Here is a 15,596-nt window from a genome sequence, read left to right as displayed (position 1 = left end):
TCTGTGCTCCTGATCACTTATGAACACTAGGGCTTGGTCGGACCCTCCGTCAAGACAGCTTGACCCCATTCGACACCTTGTCCTTGCCAGATCGGCACCGTGAAGGTGAAGCAGGCACCTTCGCCAGGGTCCGACACCACCCAGATCTTGCCGCCGTGCACTTCAACGATGCGGCGGCAGACAGCCAGCCCCACGCCGTAGCCGGTGGTTTGGTCGGAGGTTTGCGGCAGCCGCACCCGATCCAGAAAAATCCGCTGCTGTTCCGTTTCCGGAATGCCTGGGCCGCTGTCACAAACGCTCACTTCCACCCGCTGGCTGGTGCGGTGGAGCATCGTGAGCGAAATGTGCCCGCCGTCGTCGGTGTATTTCAGTGCGTTTTCCAGGAGATTCAGCAGCACCTGGCGCATGCGGCGCTGATCGGCAAACACCTTGGGCAGGTCCGCGGGAATGTCGGTTTTGATTTCGACGTTGCGACCCAGCCACAATTTTTCGAGCTCGAGGATCACTTCGGCTGAAACGCTGGCCAGGTCAAGCCGCTGCGGGTTGAACAGGGTTTCCCACCGGGTGGTGCCCACCTCCAGCAAATCCTTCGAGAGGGCCTCCATCTCTTGCAGGCGCCGGGTGATCACATCCTGAAAGCGATCCATATCGATCTGGCCCAGCTTCTGGCTTTGCAGGGCCAACGCCGCTGCCGTGAGTGGGGTGCGCAGTTCGTGGGCCACCATGCGCAACAGGCGCTCCTGGGCGCTGACGCGATCGATCAGCGTCTCGTTCTCCTGACGCAGCACCAGCAGTTGATCTTCCAGCTGGAGTTCCTTCTGGGTGCGACTTCCATCGAGTTCGGTCGGTCTGAGGCTGAGGCCAAGGCCGCTCACCACACCATCCTGTTTCCAGCGGGGCACCCATCCTTTGAGTTGCTGAAGGATGTTGCTTCCCGCGAACACCTGTTTGGGGTTCGGTGAGAGTTTGATCAGCGCTGGCGTCACCACGAGGCGATGCAGCTCAAGCAGTTCAGGTTGCTGGGCGGGATCGGCCACCTGCAGTGTGACTTCGAAGCCCAGGTCTTCCCGTTCCAGGAACTGCACCAGGGCACGGAGGTCCTGACCCGACAGATGATGTCGTGCGGCCACAAGCAATAGCTTCAGTGTTTGCCGTGTCTTGGGAGAGTCCTTGACCACGCGGACTGCAAGACAGCAAAAACCGACGCTCACCTTATGGGTTTTTGACTGCAGCGCCAGCAGCGCTAAGACGAACAGGAACACTCCGTTGCGTCATCGACGCGGTCCATGTCGCTTTTTTCCGCGCAAAACCGTGTTCCTCTGACCGTTCCCGGCGGAGAGGCTGCCCAGCCTTCGATTCAGGTGGATAGCAACCTGCGCCGCTGGTTCGGCCGCAATCTGGGGTTGTGGCGTTCCCGGCGGCAGTACACCTTCAGTGACGATCAGGTTCTCCATCTGGACATGAACCTGAAAATGGAGGCGTTTGCGCACCCCCAGGTGGGTGAGAGCCGCTACCGCTTCAGCTGGTGGTCTGATCAAGAAGACCAGCATTCCGACGAATTTTTCGCTCGCAAGCCCTGGTTTGAGCGCAGTGGCGAGATGGAAGCCACGTTGTGGGGCCATCAACTCCAGAGAAGTCGCGGTTATTTGACGGGAGACCCGGTGCGCACCCGGCTGCGACAGGTGGATGAGCACGAAACCATCCTCGAATCCCACTATCAGCAGTGGGACATCCTTGAGCACATTCGCCTTGTCGATCAGGACCGCTACCGCTATCGCGCCATCTACAGCTGGGAAAACGGTGATCTCTCGATCGTGGAGCACCATCACGAGATTCGAATGTCCGATCCCCTGCCGCTGATCGAAGACGATTGATCGAGGACGACTAAACGGCGCCGTTGTGCTGATGGCCCAGTTCAACAACCGCGCCTAAGCCTCAGCCAGCTTTGGCATGGGCGGTAAGTTTCGAAAATTGACGCTGCCCGGAATCAAGGTGATTCGTCGTTCATTTGCTGCCGCCGCTCTTTTTCTGGCAGCCCCCTTGCTGTCACCGGCCACGGCTCTGGCTCAGGCCTCCAAGGCAAAGCCAACTCCTGCCACAGCCATGGAGGTCAACACCTACGGCGTGATGTCGATCGCCACCTTCTGTGAAGCAAGGGCGCAAAAGATCGACTTCAGCAAGTCTTTGGCGGTTGCCCTTGCGGGTCAGTTGCATGTGATCTACGGCAAGCACGGCGGTCTGCTCCCTGGCTCCAAAGATCCCTTGCCTGAGAAGCAGTTTCTCAACAATGCCGGCTTCATGATTGTTGGAGGAGCGCTGAAGTTCTGTCCTAAATCAGTTCCCGCAAAAGAAAAAGAACGCTTTGAGAAAGCTGCTGCCTCGTTGAAGCCCTCCAAGAAATAATTTCTCCTCACTCTTCATTCCTTTGAGCGTCTGGCCCTTCCGGTCAGACGTTTTTTTTGGTTATTTGTTCTGTCGTCTGCTGCCGTTTGAAACGGGGTTTTTGGCAGAAACACTCCGGCAGAAACATCCCGGTTTTGAGGCTCATCCGTCAGGATCATCCGGTGCTCGTGTCGTTAGGCCATGACTGCTGCTGCATCGATTCGTCTGGCGGACTACACGCCATGGGCTTTCGAGCTCCCCACCATCGCCCTGGACGTGACCATCCAGGACGACCATGTCGTCGTTGCGTCCAGGCTGAGCCTTGAACCGCGTCGCCCTGGTGAACCTCTGGAGCTTTGCGGTGTCGATCTGGCCATCGAATCCCTGGCGATCGACCAGGAGCCATTGCAGCCCGAGGATTACAGCTTCACCGACGGACGCCTCCTCATTCCCAATGTGCCGGGCCAGCCGTTTGTGCTCGAGACCCGTTGCCGCCTGGATCCCTACTCCAACAGTTCGCTCGAAGGCTTGTACGCCAGTGGCGGTCTGCTGAGCACCCAGTGCGAGGCCGAGGGGTTCCGGCGCATCAGTCTTCACCCCGATCGTCCAGATGTGCTGAGCCGGTGGCAGGTGCGGATTGAGGCCAGCCGCAGCAGCTGCCCTGTGCTGCTGAGCAATGGCAATGCCGTACGGAATGAAACCGTTGGCGCTGATCGTCATGCGGTCACTTGGGACGACCCCTTCCCCAAGCCCTCCTATCTGTTTGCCCTGGTGGCTGGAGACCTCAGGGAAATTCGTGATCACTACACAACGGCATCGGGCCGGCAGGTCACCCTGCGATTGCATGTGGAGGAGGGGGATGAACCCTTTACGGCCCACGCCATGGCCTCGTTGAAGCGATCCATGCAATGGGACGAATCTGTTTACAACCTTGAATACGACCTTGATGAATACAACATCGTCGCCGTCCGTCACTTCAACATGGGCGCGATGGAGAACAAGAGTCTGAATATTTTCAACTCAAAGCTTGTTCTTGCTGATGCGGAAACAGCCACCGATGCTGAGCTTGAACGCATCGAAAGTGTGATTGCTCATGAATACTTTCACAACTGGAGCGGAAATCGCATTACCTGCAGGGATTGGTTCCAGCTTTCGCTCAAAGAGGGCCTGACGGTGTTCCGGGATCAATGCTTCACCGCAGATCTGCATTCCAAAGCGGTCAAACGTATTGAAGATGTTGCGATGTTGCGCAACACCCAATTCCGTGAGGATGCTGGCCCAACGGCCCATCCGGTGAAGCCAGCGGAATACCAGGCCATCGATAACTTCTACACAACAACCATCTATGAAAAAGGTGCAGAATTGATTCGCATGCTGCACACCCTGCTTGGACCAGAGCGGTTCATGAAGGGAATGGAGGTTTACGTGCAACGTTTCGATGGCACGGCCGCCACGACGGAGGACTTCGTTCAGGCGATTGCTGATGGTGCCACCAGTCAGGGCGAGCCCCTAGGCTTTGATCTGGAACGTTTCAAGCGCTGGTATCACCAGGCAGGAACTCCGGAACTCAGCATTGAACGTCAGTGGAACCCTGAATCTGGTCAGCTGACGGTCGACTTGCACCAGGCGACCCCTCCGACTCCGGGACAAGCGGACAAACAGCCCCTGGTGCTGCCGGTTGCCATGGCTCTGGTGGGTGAGCAAGGCCGTTTGGGTGACGAGCAGCTGCTGGTGATGGAGGCTGAGCGCGCCAGCATCACCCTGCAGGGTCAGCCGGGCGACACCCCTCCTGCCCTTTCGGTGCTCCGCCGCTTCTCGGCGCCGGTGCACGTGCGTCTCGAGCAGCCGCTGGAGGAGTGCCTGCAGCTGTTGGCTTCCGATGATGACTCCTTCTGTCGCTGGGATGCTGCCCAGCGCCTCGCACGCCAGGTGCTTTTGGCCCGGGCTGAAAACGAGCCGAAGCCTGCGGTGGAGGCGGCACTGATTCAGGCCCTCGATCAGCGGATCTGCGCCTACGACAGTGGTGATGGCATGGGCCTGGCGGCGCTGCTGGCGCTGCCGGGAATGGCGGAACTGGAGGCGTTGCAATCTCCGGTGGATCCGCTGGCGCTGGATCAAGCCTTCCGGGCGTGGACCCAGGAGCTGGGCGTTCAATTGCAGTCGTCCCTGCGACGACTCCTGGAGCTGGCCCGGACTGACTGGACCCTGGCTTGGCCGGCTGGCCAGGGCGGCCGTGCCCTGACGGCCTTGGCCTGGCGCTGGCTTGCTGCGGCGGGCGATGACACCGTGCAAGCGGACGCCTTGGCAGCGGTTTCCGGACCCTCGATGACCCTGGCGCGGGGAGCCTTGCGGGCCTTGTTGCCGCAGGAGAGCGCTGAGCGTGAGCAGGCGATGGCCCTGTTCTACGAGCGTTGGCAAGACAAGCCCGTGATCCTGGATGCCTGGTTTGCAATGGAGGCATCAGCCCCCAGATCCAACGCCTTGGAGCGGGTTCAACAGCTGTTGGACCATCCGCGCTTCGATCCCCTTGCGCCCAATTCCCTTCGCGCTGTTCTCGGTGGATTCACCGCCAATGTTCAGGCATTTCATGCCGCCGATGGCAGTGGTTACCGATTCATGGCGGAGCAGATTGCAGCGGTCGATTCCCGCAATCCGATCACCGCGTCACGGATGGTCAAGGTGTTCAGCCGCTGCGCCAGTTACGGCCCCGAGCGACAAACGGTCATGCGTCAGGCCATCGACCAATTGGCTGCCAAGCCCTTGTCGGCGAACACGGCCGAGGTGGTGCAGCTGCTCACGACGTGACCACCACCAGCACGATCACCGCGATCAGCAGGATCACCAGCCAGCGCTTTGTGTTGTTGCGCCGGCTGGTGCGCGGTGTAGACCGCACGGCTCGGCTTCCGGCCGCAAGGCCACAGTTCTGACAGACCAGTCGACCGGCCATGGATCGGTCGGCACGAAACCGGCGGCTTCCGCAGTTCTGGCAGATCGTGACGGCCAAAATCTTTTGCCCAGCGTTTCACCAGCTTGCCTGGAGTTCGTTGGTGAGTCAGTCAGACGACAGCCCGTCAGTCCCGATCCCAGCGGTCGCAGCCGGCTTTGGCGCGTTGGCGCTTGGTGCGACGGTAGCTCTCGTTCTGTTGGGCCAGAGCTTCACTGGCGGCAGCAACGGCAGTGCTGTCATTGCCTTCCGCAATGATCAACCGATTGACCGCCATGGCGTTGCCCAGGCGATTCAGCACCTGATCGATCAAGCGACACTGATCAAATTCGGCGCGCCCCGCGGACGGAATTCCCACCAGGACCAAGGTCCAACACGCAGCACGCCAACCTTTCATCAATCAGCTCATGGGCTGTAGGTGATGGTGTACTGATAGCGGCTGCTGGCTCCCACATCAATGCTTTTGCAGTGTGTGTCGGTGATCGTTGCCCCTTTTGGGATCACCCGCATCGCCTCGGCAGTGGCGAACTGCTCGGAAGGTCCTTGGGCTGTGGCCCGTTTGCCGCCCGCAAGGGCCGTGGATGCCAAAAGGAGGCTGGCCATCAACAGAGCCGCATGCCGCATCTTTGGCGCCCGATGGAAGTACTTCTTCCTTCGGTTTACACAGAGCGAGGCCAGCTGACAGCCGTATTGATTTCATCAGGCACTGTGCTCAGCAGCTACTGCGTTCAACAGCCGCCCCGGCACCAGCGTTGGCGTCGCGGTTTTGGTTCAGCCCTGGCTTCGCCGGTTTGTTTGATGTCCGGCACTGGAGGTGGCGGCAACAACACTGCGGGCTGGACGGGAAGAAGGCGTGATCCCCATGAGGCATCAAAGGGGACCACCACCAGGGGGATCGGTTCCGCACTCTTTGCCGGCAAGGCCAATGCGCTGGCTGCGATCAGGACTGTGATCAGAAGTCTCATCACGCCATTTTGCCGGCCAAGCCCAAGGCTTCTCAGGCTTTGGAGTAAGAGACGCCGCGGTAGGTCAGAGCAACAGAATTGCGAACGGCTTGGATTTGCTCAGCGCGATAGCTTTTACCCATGTATTTCAGTTGAACTGTTGGCCTCATAGATACTGCTTCCGTTTTTGCGTATTTGTTGCCCCGGAAAGTGAGTTCCATCGGTTAATTAGGGAAGAATAAAAAAAACTTTTTAGGTTTTACGGTCGATACAAAAGATTCGCAAGGTTCCACTGGATACCTTGTTCTTTAGTGATTGTTAAAGTCGCGTCGGCTTGATACAAGTTCTGCTCTCTGCCCTTGCCCTGAGAGGAAATGGGTTTTGATGCAGTTTACGCAATCTTGTTTTGGTTGTTGTGAAGTGGTTGAAATATTTTGTCGATGTTGCTTGTGCCGTTGAACTTCTTTGATTGATTTATTCAGTCTTGAGGCTTGGAGCGTTCTTCTGTTTGCGCTTTGCTGCAGCGTTGGCAAGCAGAAATTCTGTCCTTGTGGTGTTCCGGTAGCGTTAGCCGGAATGGATCCACATCAAATTCGTAGCCGCAGGAGCAGCGGGCATGGAACTTCAGTTTCTTGGCTTTTTTGAGTCGCTTTAAGAGCGTCACGTTGCCAAAAACTTGCTCTGGTTTGAAGCGCTCCAGCTTCGTGCGTTCCTCCGGGGCATGCTTGACCCGGGCCTTGTGCAGGGCGTTGCGCACGGAGTTTTCGCTGCCTTTGCCCAGGATCTTGGGGATCTGGAGGATCGATCGCCCTTCCTGCAGATAGAGACGCTTGATTTCCTCGATCTCGGCACTTGTGAAGCCAGATTTCTTGCCCACCTGCCTCCTTCCTCTGGTTTGAGTCTCTCAGGCGGCGCTCAAGCGCCATCCACGTTCTCGGCTGTGGAATGTCAGCCTGTCGGGATGATTCCCTTAGAACCACTGCTGCAACGGCTGGCCGGAGTTGCCGGCATGGAAAGCGGCTGCAAGCGCCTTGTTGTTGTGTTGGGCCAGTTGGGGGATTTCGACTCGATCGAATACGCCCAGGCGCTGGTGCCAAGGCTTCCCCAGTTGGCAGCAGCAGGGGTCAAGGTTCAGCTGTTCGGCATTGGCAATGCCGCCAGCGCTGAGCGCTTCGCAGCTTTCACTGGGTTTCCCCTGCGGCAGCTGATTGCTGATCCATCACCGCTGTTGCATCAGGCCCTGGGGTTGGAGGCCGGCTTGAAGCTTCCCGGTGGTCCCTGGCCTGGTTTTCTGCTGATGTGCGCTGGTGTGGGTTCGCCGGGCACCCTGAGCGAGGTGCTGCGCGGCTACACCGGAGATCGCTCCGCTGCCCAGATCTTCGACGACGAGGAGTGGGTTGAAGCGTTTCCTCTGCCGCGCTTCCGGGGTGCTCTGTTTCGCCGGGCCGGTGGTGCGGGATTTCAGCGACCGTTCGAGCTCGCCACCAAGCGTCTGCGCAATATGAATGAAGTGCTCCGCAACTGGCGCACGTATGTGCCCTGTGACGACCACATCACCCAGCGCGGCGCCACCGTGCTGCTCGATGCCGATGACAGCGTGATCTACTGCCACCGCGATCAAAGCCTGCTCGGCTACTCCGCCACCATGGAATGCCCCTTGGCGTTTCTGGACGCGGTTCTGTCTTAGGGCTGAGCTCAATCGGCTGTCTTCAACTGTCCTGTTTTCAACTGGCTGTCTTCAATGATTGGTGGGCTCGCGATACACCGCCAGGGCCGCCACCAAGCCGCCGATGAAGCCTGCGCTGTGGCCGATCCAGCTGACGCCGGCGGGGGAAACGCCGGGGATCAAGGCGATCAAGGCTGAGCCGTAGAGCCAGAACGCCACCAGGCCCAGGATGATGGAGAGGATGCGACGTTCCAGCCAGCCGATCAGCAGCAGGTAGCCGAGCAGTCCATAAACAACGCCTGAGAGTCCATGGCTGCGGGCCGGCCAGAACATGGCGACGGGAATGTTGATCAGCAGCACCGACAGCAAGACGCTCAGGTAATCGCGCATCCCCCGGCTGAGCACCAGCCAGCTCAGGGGCAGAAAGGCCAGGCTGTTGGAGATCAGATGCCCGAAGCCGGCATGGCTTAACGGCGCTGTGATCACCCCCCACCACGGTTGATCCGGCCCCATCGGCAGGTTCCACTGCTCCGCAAAGAGCAGTTGGTCGATCAGCTCCTGCCCCCAGGCCAAGGCCAGGATCAGCAGGGGAAGCAGCAGTCGAGTGCGCATCGTCTTGCGCCAATGACCACAATGATGACGCGGATGCTGAGCGGATGATCAGAAGCGACGTCGACGTTCTGGTGATCGGCAGCGGCATCGGCGGACTCTGTGCCGCAGGTTTGTGTGCCCGTGCCGGCAGAGAGGTGCTGGTGCTGGAAGCCCATCACCAACCCGGTGGAGCCGCCCATGGCTTTCAACGCCAGGGCTATCACTTTGAATCCGGTCCATCCCTCTGGAGTGGCCTGGGGCGTTGGCCCAGCAGCAATCCCCTGGCCCAGGTGCTGCGCGCGCTGGGGCAGAGCGTGGAGGTGATTCCCTATCGCAGCTGGGATGTGCTGTTGCCGGAAGGGGATCTGCGCATCGCCGTTGGGCACGACGATTTTGAGGCTGTGGTGCGCAGCCTGCGTGGCCCCGAGGTGGCCGCCGAATGGCGTCGCTTTGTGGAGGCGCTCCAGCCGATTGCCGCTGCTGCCGATGCTTTGCCCTTGCTGGCTTTGCGGCCTGGTGTGGATGGCATGGCGCAACTGCTGAAGCGCGGTGGACGCCTGTTGCCGCACCTTGCGGCGATGCGTCACCTCTCCGGTTCCTTTGGCCCCCTGGTTGATCGTCACCTCAGCGATCCCTTCCTGCGCCATTGGGTGGATCTGCTCTCCTTCCTGATCAGCGGCATGCCGATGGGAGACACCAACGCTGCAGCCATGGCGACGCTGTTCGGCGAGTGGTTTGAGCCGGATGCCCATCTCGACTATCCCGTTGGCGGCAGTGCTGCGGTGGTTGAGGCCCTGGTGCGTGGCCTGGAGGCCCATGGCGGCATCCTGCACACCGGCACGGCGGTGCAACAGCTGCGGGTGGAGGGGGACCGCGTTGTCGGTGTGACCCTGGCTGATGGAACGCAGATTGCGGCGCGGCAGGTGATCTGCAATGCCGACATCTGGTCCACCCTTGGACTGCTGCCGGAGTCCGTGGCGCCGAAGTGGCAGCGTCAGCGCCAGGCCACGCCGGCCTGCAACGGTTTCCTGCACCTGCATCTGGGTTTTGATGCCTCGGGGCTGGAGGATCTGCCGATCCACACCGTCTGGGTCGACGACTGGGAGCGCGGGATCGACGCTGAGCGCAATGCCGTGGTGTTGTCGATTCCGTCGGTGTTGGATCCCTCGATGGCGCCGGCCGGTCGCCATGTGCTGCACGCCTACACCCCAGCCAGCGAACCCTGGGAGATCTGGGCTGATCTGGAGCGCGACAGTGCGGCGTATCAGCAGAGAAAAAAGGAGCGATGCGCTGTGTTCTGGCGGGTTTTGGAACGCCGTATTCCCGACATCCGCGACCGCTGCGAGTTGATCATGGAGGGAACGCCGCTGACCCACAGCCATTTCCTCAATGTTCATCAGGGCAGTTATGGCCCCGCCCTATCAGCGGCTGAAGGTCTCTTCCCTGGCGTGACGACACCCTTGGCCAATCTCTGGCTGTGTGGTGCAAGCACCTTCCCCGGTATCGGCATCCCCCCCGTTGCAGCGAGTGGTGCGATGGCGGCCCATGCCGTCCTCGGCCGGGAGACGCAAAACAGTCTGCTGCGGGAGCTGGAGCTTTGAAGCAGCTGCGTCATAACCTCGTTTTGGAACACCGACGCAGTCCATGTCTTCCAACGCCCGGATCGATTCGCTGCAGCTGATGCTCACGGATCTGCGCATGCGCAACGAGCCGATCCGTCACAAAGCGGCGTTTCGTGGCTGCCAGCCGGAATTTCAGGCCTTGGTGAGTCGTTTGATCGAGCAACTGGAAGGGGAACTGCTGGACGAGAAGCAGCGCTCCCGTGAAGCCTCACGTCAGACCTGATCCTGAAAGAAGGTCGCGCCACTGCGCTTCCTGCACGGTGGCTTCTGGTTTTCCCTCCTGAGGGAAGCCGTTGAGGAAGTCCTTGTCTTGAGCGGGCTGGTAGGGCCCCTGTTTCAGCTCGAAAATCACGCTGTTGGCCTCCAGGGCCACCAGGGTGTGGAACTGATCTTCTGCAATCTCGATGCCGTGGGTGGGCCCGTGGCGCTGAGATGGAGCTGCTGCTGGATCTCGCCCTCGCTGTTGAACAGCAGCAGTCCGATGGCGCCTTGCAGCACCAGGAAACATTCGAAGCCTGTGCCGGAACCGTTGCGCCGGTGGCGGTGGGGCCGCACATAGGTGCCGGGCTGCAGCACGTTGAGGAAGCGTTGAACCGCATCCTGTTTCCGGTGGAAATTGTGGTTCAGGCGGAGGCGGGGATGCTGCCGGGCCTCGGCGGCAACCTGGGCGAACAGCTGCTGGTCGATGCGGCGAAAGGGTGAGGACGTCATTGGTTCGCCTCCGCTGCCGACCGGTAGGCGGCGGGGACGAGCACCAGAAACAGCAGCCACCACGCCAGCACACCCAGTGCCAGCGGAAGGCTGATCCAGAGGCGATGCAGCACTGCCCAGGACCCGCCGACCAACAGCACTCCCGTGGAGACGATCGACCAGGGCTGGCACCACCAGGGTTTCAGCGACCAGAACTTTGGCTGTTCCTGAGGCTTCAGCTCCGGCTGATCAGCGGAGGGCGTCGAGTTCACCGGCGGCTTGCATGGCGGCGAGATCGTCGTAGCCACCAATCACCGATCCGTCGATGAACACCTGGGGGAAGGTGGTCATTCCACTGCGCTGCTGCACGGCCTGGAAGGCTGCGTCGTCATTGACGGTGGTGACGGTGTGGGGCAGATCCAGGGTTCTCAGGATGCGCAGGGCTCGGCTGCACCAGGGGCATCCGGGCAGCACGGCGATCTCGATCTTTGGTGCTGCTGCTGCGGTCTGACGCGCGGGGCGGCCTTCGCGTTGCTCCAGCACGCCTATCAGGAGGTCGACGCCCTTCTGCACGATCGTGCCGGGCTCCAGATGGCCTCCCCACACCTGACAGGCCCCATCCGAGAGGCTCAGGTGCAGGTGAACGCCCTCGGGGGAAAAGGTTCCATTGAGGGTGATCACCTCAAGGTCGCCCTCCAGCACGGTGGGTTCCGCCTGGCCGGGGCATTGAAAGGACGCCTTGGTCAGGTTGCCGACCACGCCGAGAACAAAGCCGCTGATGCCATCCCGCTGGGCCAGTTCTTCGAGGCTGAGGCGCAGATCACTGCCGGGAGCAAGCTTCAGCGGCAGGGGTTGCATGGCGCCTCAAAAAGTGTGTCCAAGATTACGCAATCTCGTCTAGCACGATATCGTTTATGGGTTGTGAGCATATTTTCACTAAATCGTGTCTCTCCTTCAGGATCTGGTTCAGGAGTTGCAGCAGCGGATCGAGGGCCAGGCCGCGGCTCCCAGCACGGCTGCGGTGGCGGACGCCGCCGGCTCCGAGCGCATCAACGTCACCCTGCCCCGTGGGGTGATGGATGACCTCAAGCGTCATGCCCTCGCTGAAGGGCGCAGTTGCGGCAATCTGGCCGCCTATTTGTTGGAAGAGGCCCTGCGTCGCCATCGCCCTCTGGGCTGATTCGGCTGCCGCTTGGCCTCAATCCAGCAGCCGGTTGGCAATGGCTGCAACCCTCCCCTGCCGTTGCAATTTAAGAATGGAGACGTCCATGGGCGTGCGCAGGGGGCTCTCCGGTTTGATCACGAAGCCGTACGTCTCCTCCGACAGGGTGAAGGGGGCGAGGCGCAGGGCGAGGTCGGGATTGTTTTTGAGGTGGTAGCGAATGGCGGGTCGATCAAAGATCAACGCATCGGCCTGCTGCTCCACCAGTAGTTGAACGGCACTCCTGAGGCTGGTGGCGCTGACGATCCGCATGTCACCGCGTTGGGCCAGCTCCATGCCACTGGTGCCCTTCACCACAGCAACCCGACGGCCGTTGAGTTGTTCAGGAGCGCTGATGGCCGATTCGGTGGCACCGGAGAGGAACAGGGTGAACGCCGAGGCGAGGCTGGCGGTGAGGGACGACACCGCGATCAGGGAGATCACCATCCAGGCGCCGGTGATGCTTCGGCCGGTTCGTGTGATCGGGGCCTTGTCGCCGTAGCCCACCGTGGTCAAGGTCACCAGGGCAAACCACATGCCGCTGCTGATGCCCGGTAGCCACTCCTGTGGAAACTGCTCACTGTTGCGGTTCCGTTCTGCCAGCCAGATCAGGCTGCCCACCAGCAGCAGAACGCTGATCAGCACCAGCACCGAGGAGATCACCGCCCAGCCGAAGAACACCTGGACGCGGCTCAGGATCGACGGCGGGCGCATCGGCAGCAACACCCCCGACTTGCCCAGGTAGTAGGGCTGGGTGAAATCAACGCCCGGTATGGCCAATCGGCCTGAGGTGATGCTGATCGGGCCCACCAGTACGTCGATCTCACCCTCATCAACCGCTTCAATCCCGGCTTTGGAGGATGGCTGCGGAATCAGTTCGTAGCTGTAGTTGTTGTCTTCGGCGACGCGCCGCCAGATGTCGAGGCTGATGCCGCTGGTGGAGTCGCCGTCCTGCATCACGAACGGGGCGGAGCCGCTGATGCCCACCTTGAGCTCATTGGCCTGCAGGGGCAGTGCGCTGCCGAAGCAGGCAAGCGCCAGCACCACGGACCAGCGCCGGACCCTTCGCATCAGCGCTGTTCCAGACGACGCACGATCACGGCCATCGCCGCCAGGGAACCCGCCAGCGCGATCAGCAGGGCAATGGTCATGGAAGGCTCAGCTCAACGATGGTGCGCTCAGGTTGGCATCCCTGGCTCCGAGCAGCCAGTCAGCCACTTCCATCCTCAGGGCGTAGGCACATTCGAAACGGCCTTCCTCTTCCAGCAGGCTCAACCGTTGTTCGAGGGTGCGCAGGGTTGAACTCGCGAGCTGGTGTTGACCCTTGCTCCGCGCCACAATGAGTCTTCTGGAGGCCCACAAAGCTTGCGGCACGACGTCAGCCATCCAATGCAGCCAGCGCTACAGATCTGCGATCTGCACCGTTCATGACCGCATTGGAGTGGTCCTGGGGCGACAGCCCACTCAGGTTCCTCCCCCAGCGGGCCCTGTGGCGGGCTGAGGGGCGCGAACTGTTTGTTGCCGATCTGCATCTCGGCAAGGCCGAGGCGTTCCAGGCCCATGGCATCCCCATGCCCAGTGATGGGGATCAAGGAACCCTGAATCCGCTGCTGGAGCTCTGCCATGACTGGTCTCCTCAGCGCTTGTTTGTGCTGGGTGATCTCGTGCATGCCCGCATCGGCATCACCGCTCCCCTGCGCGAGACCCTGCTGGCCCTGCCCGATCTCTGTGGTTGCCCGGTGGTGCTGATCGGTGGCAACCACGACCAGGACAGCTGGATTGAAGGCTTGCCCCAGCAGCCTTCTCAGCGGTTGGGCCATCTCTGGTTGAGCCACATGCCCGAACGGGTGCCGGAGCCGGGGTTGTTGAACGTGTGCGGTCACCTGCATCCCACCACCCGGATTCGCAGCCGTTCCGATCAGTTGCGTTTGCCCTGCTTCGCCTTTGATCCGAATGGGCCGCGTTTGGTGATTCCTTCCTTCGGGCAGTTGACGGGAGGCCATGACTGCGGCGAGCGTTACCAGCAATGGCTGGTGGCCGAAGGCTCCATCGTTCCTTGGTTCGATCCAACCCCCAACAACCGAGAGCGAAGGATCGCGTGATTCAGCCTGCTGCGCCGCGACCCAGACCCCGCCTCAAGCGCAGGATCCGTCTGCGCATCCGTTGGCTGCTGCTGGCCATGCCGTTTGTGGTGTGCGGCGGCTTGATCGCTTTGGCGCCTGTGGCTCCCGAGCGCTCCGATCTTGAGGATCAAGCGGTTCGTTCGGCCCAGCAGCGTGGTCGGGATGCCAAGCCTTTTCGTTACATCCCCGACGATGAGGTGTACGCGTTGGATCTCGATCCACGGCGGGTGCGCTTCGGGCTGCTGGAGGGTTGGGATCGCGAACAGGACGCCTACCAGGACAGTGCTGCCCTGGCCTACGTGTCGGGCCCGATGTACGAGCGGCATGTGGACGACGACGGCCGTGAGATCACAGTCCCCCTGGGGGATCTGAAATTCGGCAATCAGGTCTGGCGCGGGCGGAACCGCTCGGCCTCACGCCAACGGGCCTTCGTCGGAATCCGCCACAACGGCAGCATTGATTTCGGCTACGGGGAGCTGACCGATGAGCGCAGCCGCATCTACGACACCTTCATCGGCGGCTTGCACAGCCTTTACAACGACATCGAGGCTCCGCCGGAGAGCTACAAGGGGGCCTACAGCATCAGCATGGGCCAGCGGATCCGCTATTACCTGCCGCGGATCCGCATGGTGATGGGCCTGCGTCAGGACGGTTACATGGAAGTGCTGATGAGCCGTGATGGCCTGACCCTGGAGCAGAGCAAAGACCTCGCCCGTCGCCGGGGCTATCTGGCGGCCTATATGCCCGACCATGCCTCGAAGAGTCGTTTGATCATCCCTGGGGTGAAGGGCTTCACCGAAGAAGATGCCAACTGGATCAGCGGTGGTGCCACCAGCTTTGTGCATGTGCCTTATCTGCTGCGGTTGAGCCCACGCCAGATTCCGCTGCAGGGCAATTTGATCGCGGGTCTGACGCCCAGGCTGGTGATGGATGAGGGCTGCGATGGCCCCATCGACTGTGTGTCGTCCTTTGGTAATCACCTCGCCGATCGCGCCCTGGCTGGCTTGAACCGGGTGATGGAACAGGGCGTTGAACCCCTGGCCCGGATGATCTGGGGGCCCTCCAACCTCACCAAGCCGGGCACGCCTCCGGATGCCGACGACTCCGGCGTTGATCTGGATCGTGCTCCCCTGAGGGAACCCCCGATCACGGCGGATCCTTTGGTGCTGCGTGAGCAGCCGGCTGTGATCCGGCAGCTGGAGCCGTCTGAACCCGATCCCGATGCCAGCTCAGATGACAGCTCAGACACCAGCTGGACAGAGCCGCAGCCGTTTGTGCCGTTGCCCCCCGATCTGCCGCCGCCGATCGTGCTCGATCAGCCGATGCTCAATCCCGCCGAGGTTCTCCTGGATGAGCCGGCTCCACCGGTGACGTCGCCGCCTGATTTGCCGCCCCTGTCGCCGGTGCCCCTCCCGGCTGATCGGAATTGAGCT

21 protein-coding genes and 1 pseudogene are annotated in these 15,596 nt (G+C 61.1%); 9 read left to right on the top strand and 13 right to left on the bottom strand.

Features of this window, described 5'->3' with window-relative positions; genetic code table 11:
- Window positions 1-26 precede the first annotated feature (26 nt).
- Entirely contained in the window at window positions 27-1,178 is a 1,152-nt protein-coding gene (locus tag SynA1562_RS09240; protein WP_186493633.1) for a histidine kinase, read from the bottom strand.
- Between the two features lie 108 nt (window positions 1,179-1,286).
- On the opposite strand from SynA1562_RS09240, the gene SynA1562_RS09235 reads away from it, so the two are divergent.
- From SynA1562_RS09235 to pepN, 3 genes are all read left to right on the top strand, one after another.
- Complete coding sequence (locus tag SynA1562_RS09235; RefSeq protein ID WP_186493632.1) at window positions 1,287-1,874, top strand: hypothetical protein; 588 nt, start codon at window positions 1,287-1,289, stop codon at window positions 1,872-1,874.
- 97 nt (window positions 1,875-1,971) lie between these two features.
- On the top strand, window positions 1,972-2,403 hold the full coding sequence (locus tag SynA1562_RS09230) for a cAMP phosphodiesterase (protein WP_255445626.1): 432 nt from the start codon (window positions 1,972-1,974) through the stop codon (window positions 2,401-2,403).
- 180 nt (window positions 2,404-2,583) lie between these two features.
- Entirely contained in the window at window positions 2,584-5,187 is a 2,604-nt protein-coding gene (gene pepN, locus SynA1562_RS09225) for an aminopeptidase N (RefSeq protein ID WP_186493631.1), read from the top strand.
- Here pepN and SynA1562_RS09220 read toward each other — a convergent pair.
- The 6 genes from SynA1562_RS09220 to SynA1562_RS09195 form a co-directional block, all read right to left on the bottom strand.
- Window positions 5,177-5,386, bottom strand: a complete 210-nt coding sequence (locus SynA1562_RS09220; protein WP_186493630.1) for a transcriptional regulator — start codon at window positions 5,384-5,386, stop codon at window positions 5,177-5,179. The two genes, pepN and SynA1562_RS09220, sit on opposite strands and share 11 nt — an antisense overlap.
- Window positions 5,387-5,453: 67 nt before the next feature.
- Window positions 5,454-5,684 (bottom strand): hypothetical protein, encoded by a 231-nt coding sequence (locus tag SynA1562_RS09215; RefSeq protein WP_255445625.1) that lies wholly within the window; start codon window positions 5,682-5,684, stop codon window positions 5,454-5,456.
- A 47-nt stretch (window positions 5,685-5,731) separates the two neighbouring features.
- Window positions 5,732-5,929: a hypothetical protein gene (locus SynA1562_RS09210; RefSeq protein WP_255445624.1), complete on the bottom strand. Its 198-nt coding sequence runs from the start codon at window positions 5,927-5,929 to the stop codon at window positions 5,732-5,734.
- A 125-nt stretch (window positions 5,930-6,054) separates the two neighbouring features.
- Window positions 6,055-6,291 (bottom strand): hypothetical protein, encoded by a 237-nt coding sequence (locus SynA1562_RS09205; RefSeq protein WP_186493627.1) that lies wholly within the window; start codon window positions 6,289-6,291, stop codon window positions 6,055-6,057.
- A gap of 32 nt (window positions 6,292-6,323) precedes the next feature.
- A complete protein-coding gene (locus tag SynA1562_RS13155; protein WP_186493626.1) occupies window positions 6,324-6,491 on the bottom strand; it encodes a DUF4278 domain-containing protein in 168 nt (55 codons plus the stop codon).
- A 257-nt stretch (window positions 6,492-6,748) separates the two neighbouring features.
- On the bottom strand, window positions 6,749-7,147 hold the full coding sequence (locus tag SynA1562_RS09195) for a hypothetical protein (protein WP_186493625.1): 399 nt from the start codon (window positions 7,145-7,147) through the stop codon (window positions 6,749-6,751).
- An 84-nt stretch (window positions 7,148-7,231) separates the two neighbouring features.
- Here SynA1562_RS09195 and SynA1562_RS09190 point away from each other — a divergent pair, with 84 nt between their 5' ends.
- Window positions 7,232-7,957 carry a peroxiredoxin-like family protein gene (locus SynA1562_RS09190; protein WP_186493624.1) on the top strand — a complete coding sequence of 242 codons (726 nt, stop codon included), beginning with the start codon at window positions 7,232-7,234 and terminating at the stop codon, window positions 7,955-7,957.
- Between the two features lie 51 nt (window positions 7,958-8,008).
- On the opposite strand, the gene SynA1562_RS09185 is transcribed toward SynA1562_RS09190, so the two are convergent.
- The gene (locus SynA1562_RS09185) at window positions 8,009-8,548 is read right to left on the bottom strand and encodes a rhomboid family intramembrane serine protease (protein ID WP_186493623.1); all 540 of its coding nucleotides are present in this window, start codon (window positions 8,546-8,548) and stop codon (window positions 8,009-8,011) included.
- Between the two features lie 44 nt (window positions 8,549-8,592).
- Between SynA1562_RS09185 and SynA1562_RS09180 the strand changes: the two genes are divergently transcribed.
- Window positions 8,593-10,128 carry an NAD(P)/FAD-dependent oxidoreductase gene (locus SynA1562_RS09180; RefSeq protein ID WP_186493622.1) on the top strand — a complete coding sequence of 512 codons (1,536 nt, stop codon included), beginning with the start codon at window positions 8,593-8,595 and terminating at the stop codon, window positions 10,126-10,128.
- A 43-nt stretch (window positions 10,129-10,171) separates the two neighbouring features.
- Entirely contained in the window at window positions 10,172-10,372 is a 201-nt protein-coding gene (locus SynA1562_RS09175) for a hypothetical protein (RefSeq protein ID WP_011364847.1), read from the top strand.
- Here SynA1562_RS09175 and SynA1562_RS09170 read toward each other — a convergent pair.
- The 3 genes and pseudogenes from SynA1562_RS09170 to SynA1562_RS09160 all read right to left on the bottom strand — a co-directional run bounded on the left by SynA1562_RS09170 (window position 10,358) and on the right by SynA1562_RS09160 (window position 11,697).
- Window positions 10,358-10,860 (bottom strand): annotated as a pseudogene (locus tag SynA1562_RS09170) (WbuC family cupin fold metalloprotein). The gene SynA1562_RS09175 and the pseudogene SynA1562_RS09170 overlap by 15 nt on opposite strands.
- Window positions 10,857-11,111, bottom strand: a complete 255-nt coding sequence (locus tag SynA1562_RS09165) for a DUF6737 family protein (protein WP_186493621.1) — start codon at window positions 11,109-11,111, stop codon at window positions 10,857-10,859. Before SynA1562_RS09165 ends, SynA1562_RS09170 begins: the two are co-directional and overlap by 4 nt.
- The gene (locus SynA1562_RS09160; protein ID WP_186493620.1) at window positions 11,089-11,697 is read right to left on the bottom strand and encodes a PCC domain-containing protein; all 609 of its coding nucleotides are present in this window, start codon (window positions 11,695-11,697) and stop codon (window positions 11,089-11,091) included. The genes SynA1562_RS09165 and SynA1562_RS09160 overlap by 23 nt, the downstream gene beginning before the upstream one ends.
- A gap of 85 nt (window positions 11,698-11,782) precedes the next feature.
- Here SynA1562_RS09160 and SynA1562_RS09155 point away from each other — a divergent pair, with 85 nt between their 5' ends.
- The gene (locus tag SynA1562_RS09155; protein ID WP_115009451.1) at window positions 11,783-12,019 is read left to right on the top strand and encodes a CopG family transcriptional regulator; all 237 of its coding nucleotides are present in this window, start codon (window positions 11,783-11,785) and stop codon (window positions 12,017-12,019) included.
- An 18-nt stretch (window positions 12,020-12,037) separates the two neighbouring features.
- Here the strand turns inward: SynA1562_RS09155 and SynA1562_RS09150 are convergent, their stop codons facing one another.
- Window positions 12,038-13,111 carry a transporter substrate-binding domain-containing protein gene (locus SynA1562_RS09150; RefSeq protein ID WP_186493619.1) on the bottom strand — a complete coding sequence of 358 codons (1,074 nt, stop codon included), beginning with the start codon at window positions 13,109-13,111 and terminating at the stop codon, window positions 12,038-12,040.
- Window positions 13,112-13,198: 87 nt separating this feature from the next.
- Complete coding sequence (locus tag SynA1562_RS09145) at window positions 13,199-13,378, bottom strand: hypothetical protein (RefSeq protein WP_255445623.1); 180 nt, start codon at window positions 13,376-13,378, stop codon at window positions 13,199-13,201.
- Between the two features lie 89 nt (window positions 13,379-13,467).
- On the opposite strand from SynA1562_RS09145, the gene pdeM reads away from it, so the two are divergent.
- Both pdeM and SynA1562_RS09135 read left to right on the top strand, forming a co-directional pair.
- Window positions 13,468-14,142, top strand: a complete 675-nt coding sequence (pdeM, locus tag SynA1562_RS09140) for a ligase-associated DNA damage response endonuclease PdeM (RefSeq protein ID WP_186493617.1) — start codon at window positions 13,468-13,470, stop codon at window positions 14,140-14,142.
- Window positions 14,143-14,219: 77 nt separating this feature from the next.
- Window positions 14,220-15,593 (top strand): hypothetical protein, encoded by a 1,374-nt coding sequence (locus tag SynA1562_RS09135; RefSeq protein ID WP_370593283.1) that lies wholly within the window; start codon window positions 14,220-14,222, stop codon window positions 15,591-15,593.
- The last annotated feature ends 3 nt before the right edge of the window (window positions 15,594-15,596 follow it).

This window comes from Synechococcus sp. A15-62 (assembly GCF_014280075.1).
In the GTDB taxonomy this organism is placed as follows: Bacteria; Cyanobacteriota; Cyanobacteriia; order PCC-6307; family Cyanobiaceae; genus Parasynechococcus.
The sequence above is the reverse complement of the archived record's forward strand: the minus strand, read 5'-3'. Positions and strand labels throughout refer to the sequence as shown.

Excerpts from the sequence above, each read along its gene's own strand:
- SynA1562_RS09160 (WP_186493620.1), bottom strand. The coding sequence starts at position 11,697 with ATGCAACCCCTGCCGCTGAAGCTTGCTCCCGGCAGTGATCTGCGCCTC.
- SynA1562_RS09235 (WP_186493632.1), top strand. The coding sequence starts at position 1,287 with ATGTCGCTTTTTTCCGCGCAAAACCGTGTTCCTCTGACCGTTCCCGGC.
- pdeM (WP_186493617.1), top strand. The coding sequence starts at position 13,468 with ATGACCGCATTGGAGTGGTCCTGGGGCGACAGCCCACTCAGGTTCCTC.
- SynA1562_RS09180 (WP_186493622.1), top strand. The coding sequence starts at position 8,593 with ATGATCAGAAGCGACGTCGACGTTCTGGTGATCGGCAGCGGCATCGGC.
- pepN (WP_186493631.1), top strand. The coding sequence starts at position 2,584 with ATGACTGCTGCTGCATCGATTCGTCTGGCGGACTACACGCCATGGGCT.
- SynA1562_RS09205 (WP_186493627.1), bottom strand. The coding sequence starts at position 6,291 with ATGAGACTTCTGATCACAGTCCTGATCGCAGCCAGCGCATTGGCCTTG.
- SynA1562_RS09190 (WP_186493624.1), top strand. The coding sequence starts at position 7,232 with ATGATTCCCTTAGAACCACTGCTGCAACGGCTGGCCGGAGTTGCCGGC.
- SynA1562_RS09175 (WP_011364847.1), top strand. The coding sequence starts at position 10,172 with ATGTCTTCCAACGCCCGGATCGATTCGCTGCAGCTGATGCTCACGGAT.
- SynA1562_RS09185 (WP_186493623.1), bottom strand. The coding sequence starts at position 8,548 with ATGCGCACTCGACTGCTGCTTCCCCTGCTGATCCTGGCCTTGGCCTGG.
- SynA1562_RS09135 (WP_370593283.1), top strand. The coding sequence starts at position 14,220 with ATGCCGTTTGTGGTGTGCGGCGGCTTGATCGCTTTGGCGCCTGTGGCT.
- SynA1562_RS09210 (WP_255445624.1), bottom strand. The coding sequence starts at position 5,929 with ATGGCCAGCCTCCTTTTGGCATCCACGGCCCTTGCGGGCGGCAAACGG.
- SynA1562_RS09150 (WP_186493619.1), bottom strand. The coding sequence starts at position 13,111 with ATGCGAAGGGTCCGGCGCTGGTCCGTGGTGCTGGCGCTTGCCTGCTTC.
- SynA1562_RS13155 (WP_186493626.1), bottom strand. The coding sequence starts at position 6,491 with ATGGAACTCACTTTCCGGGGCAACAAATACGCAAAAACGGAAGCAGTA.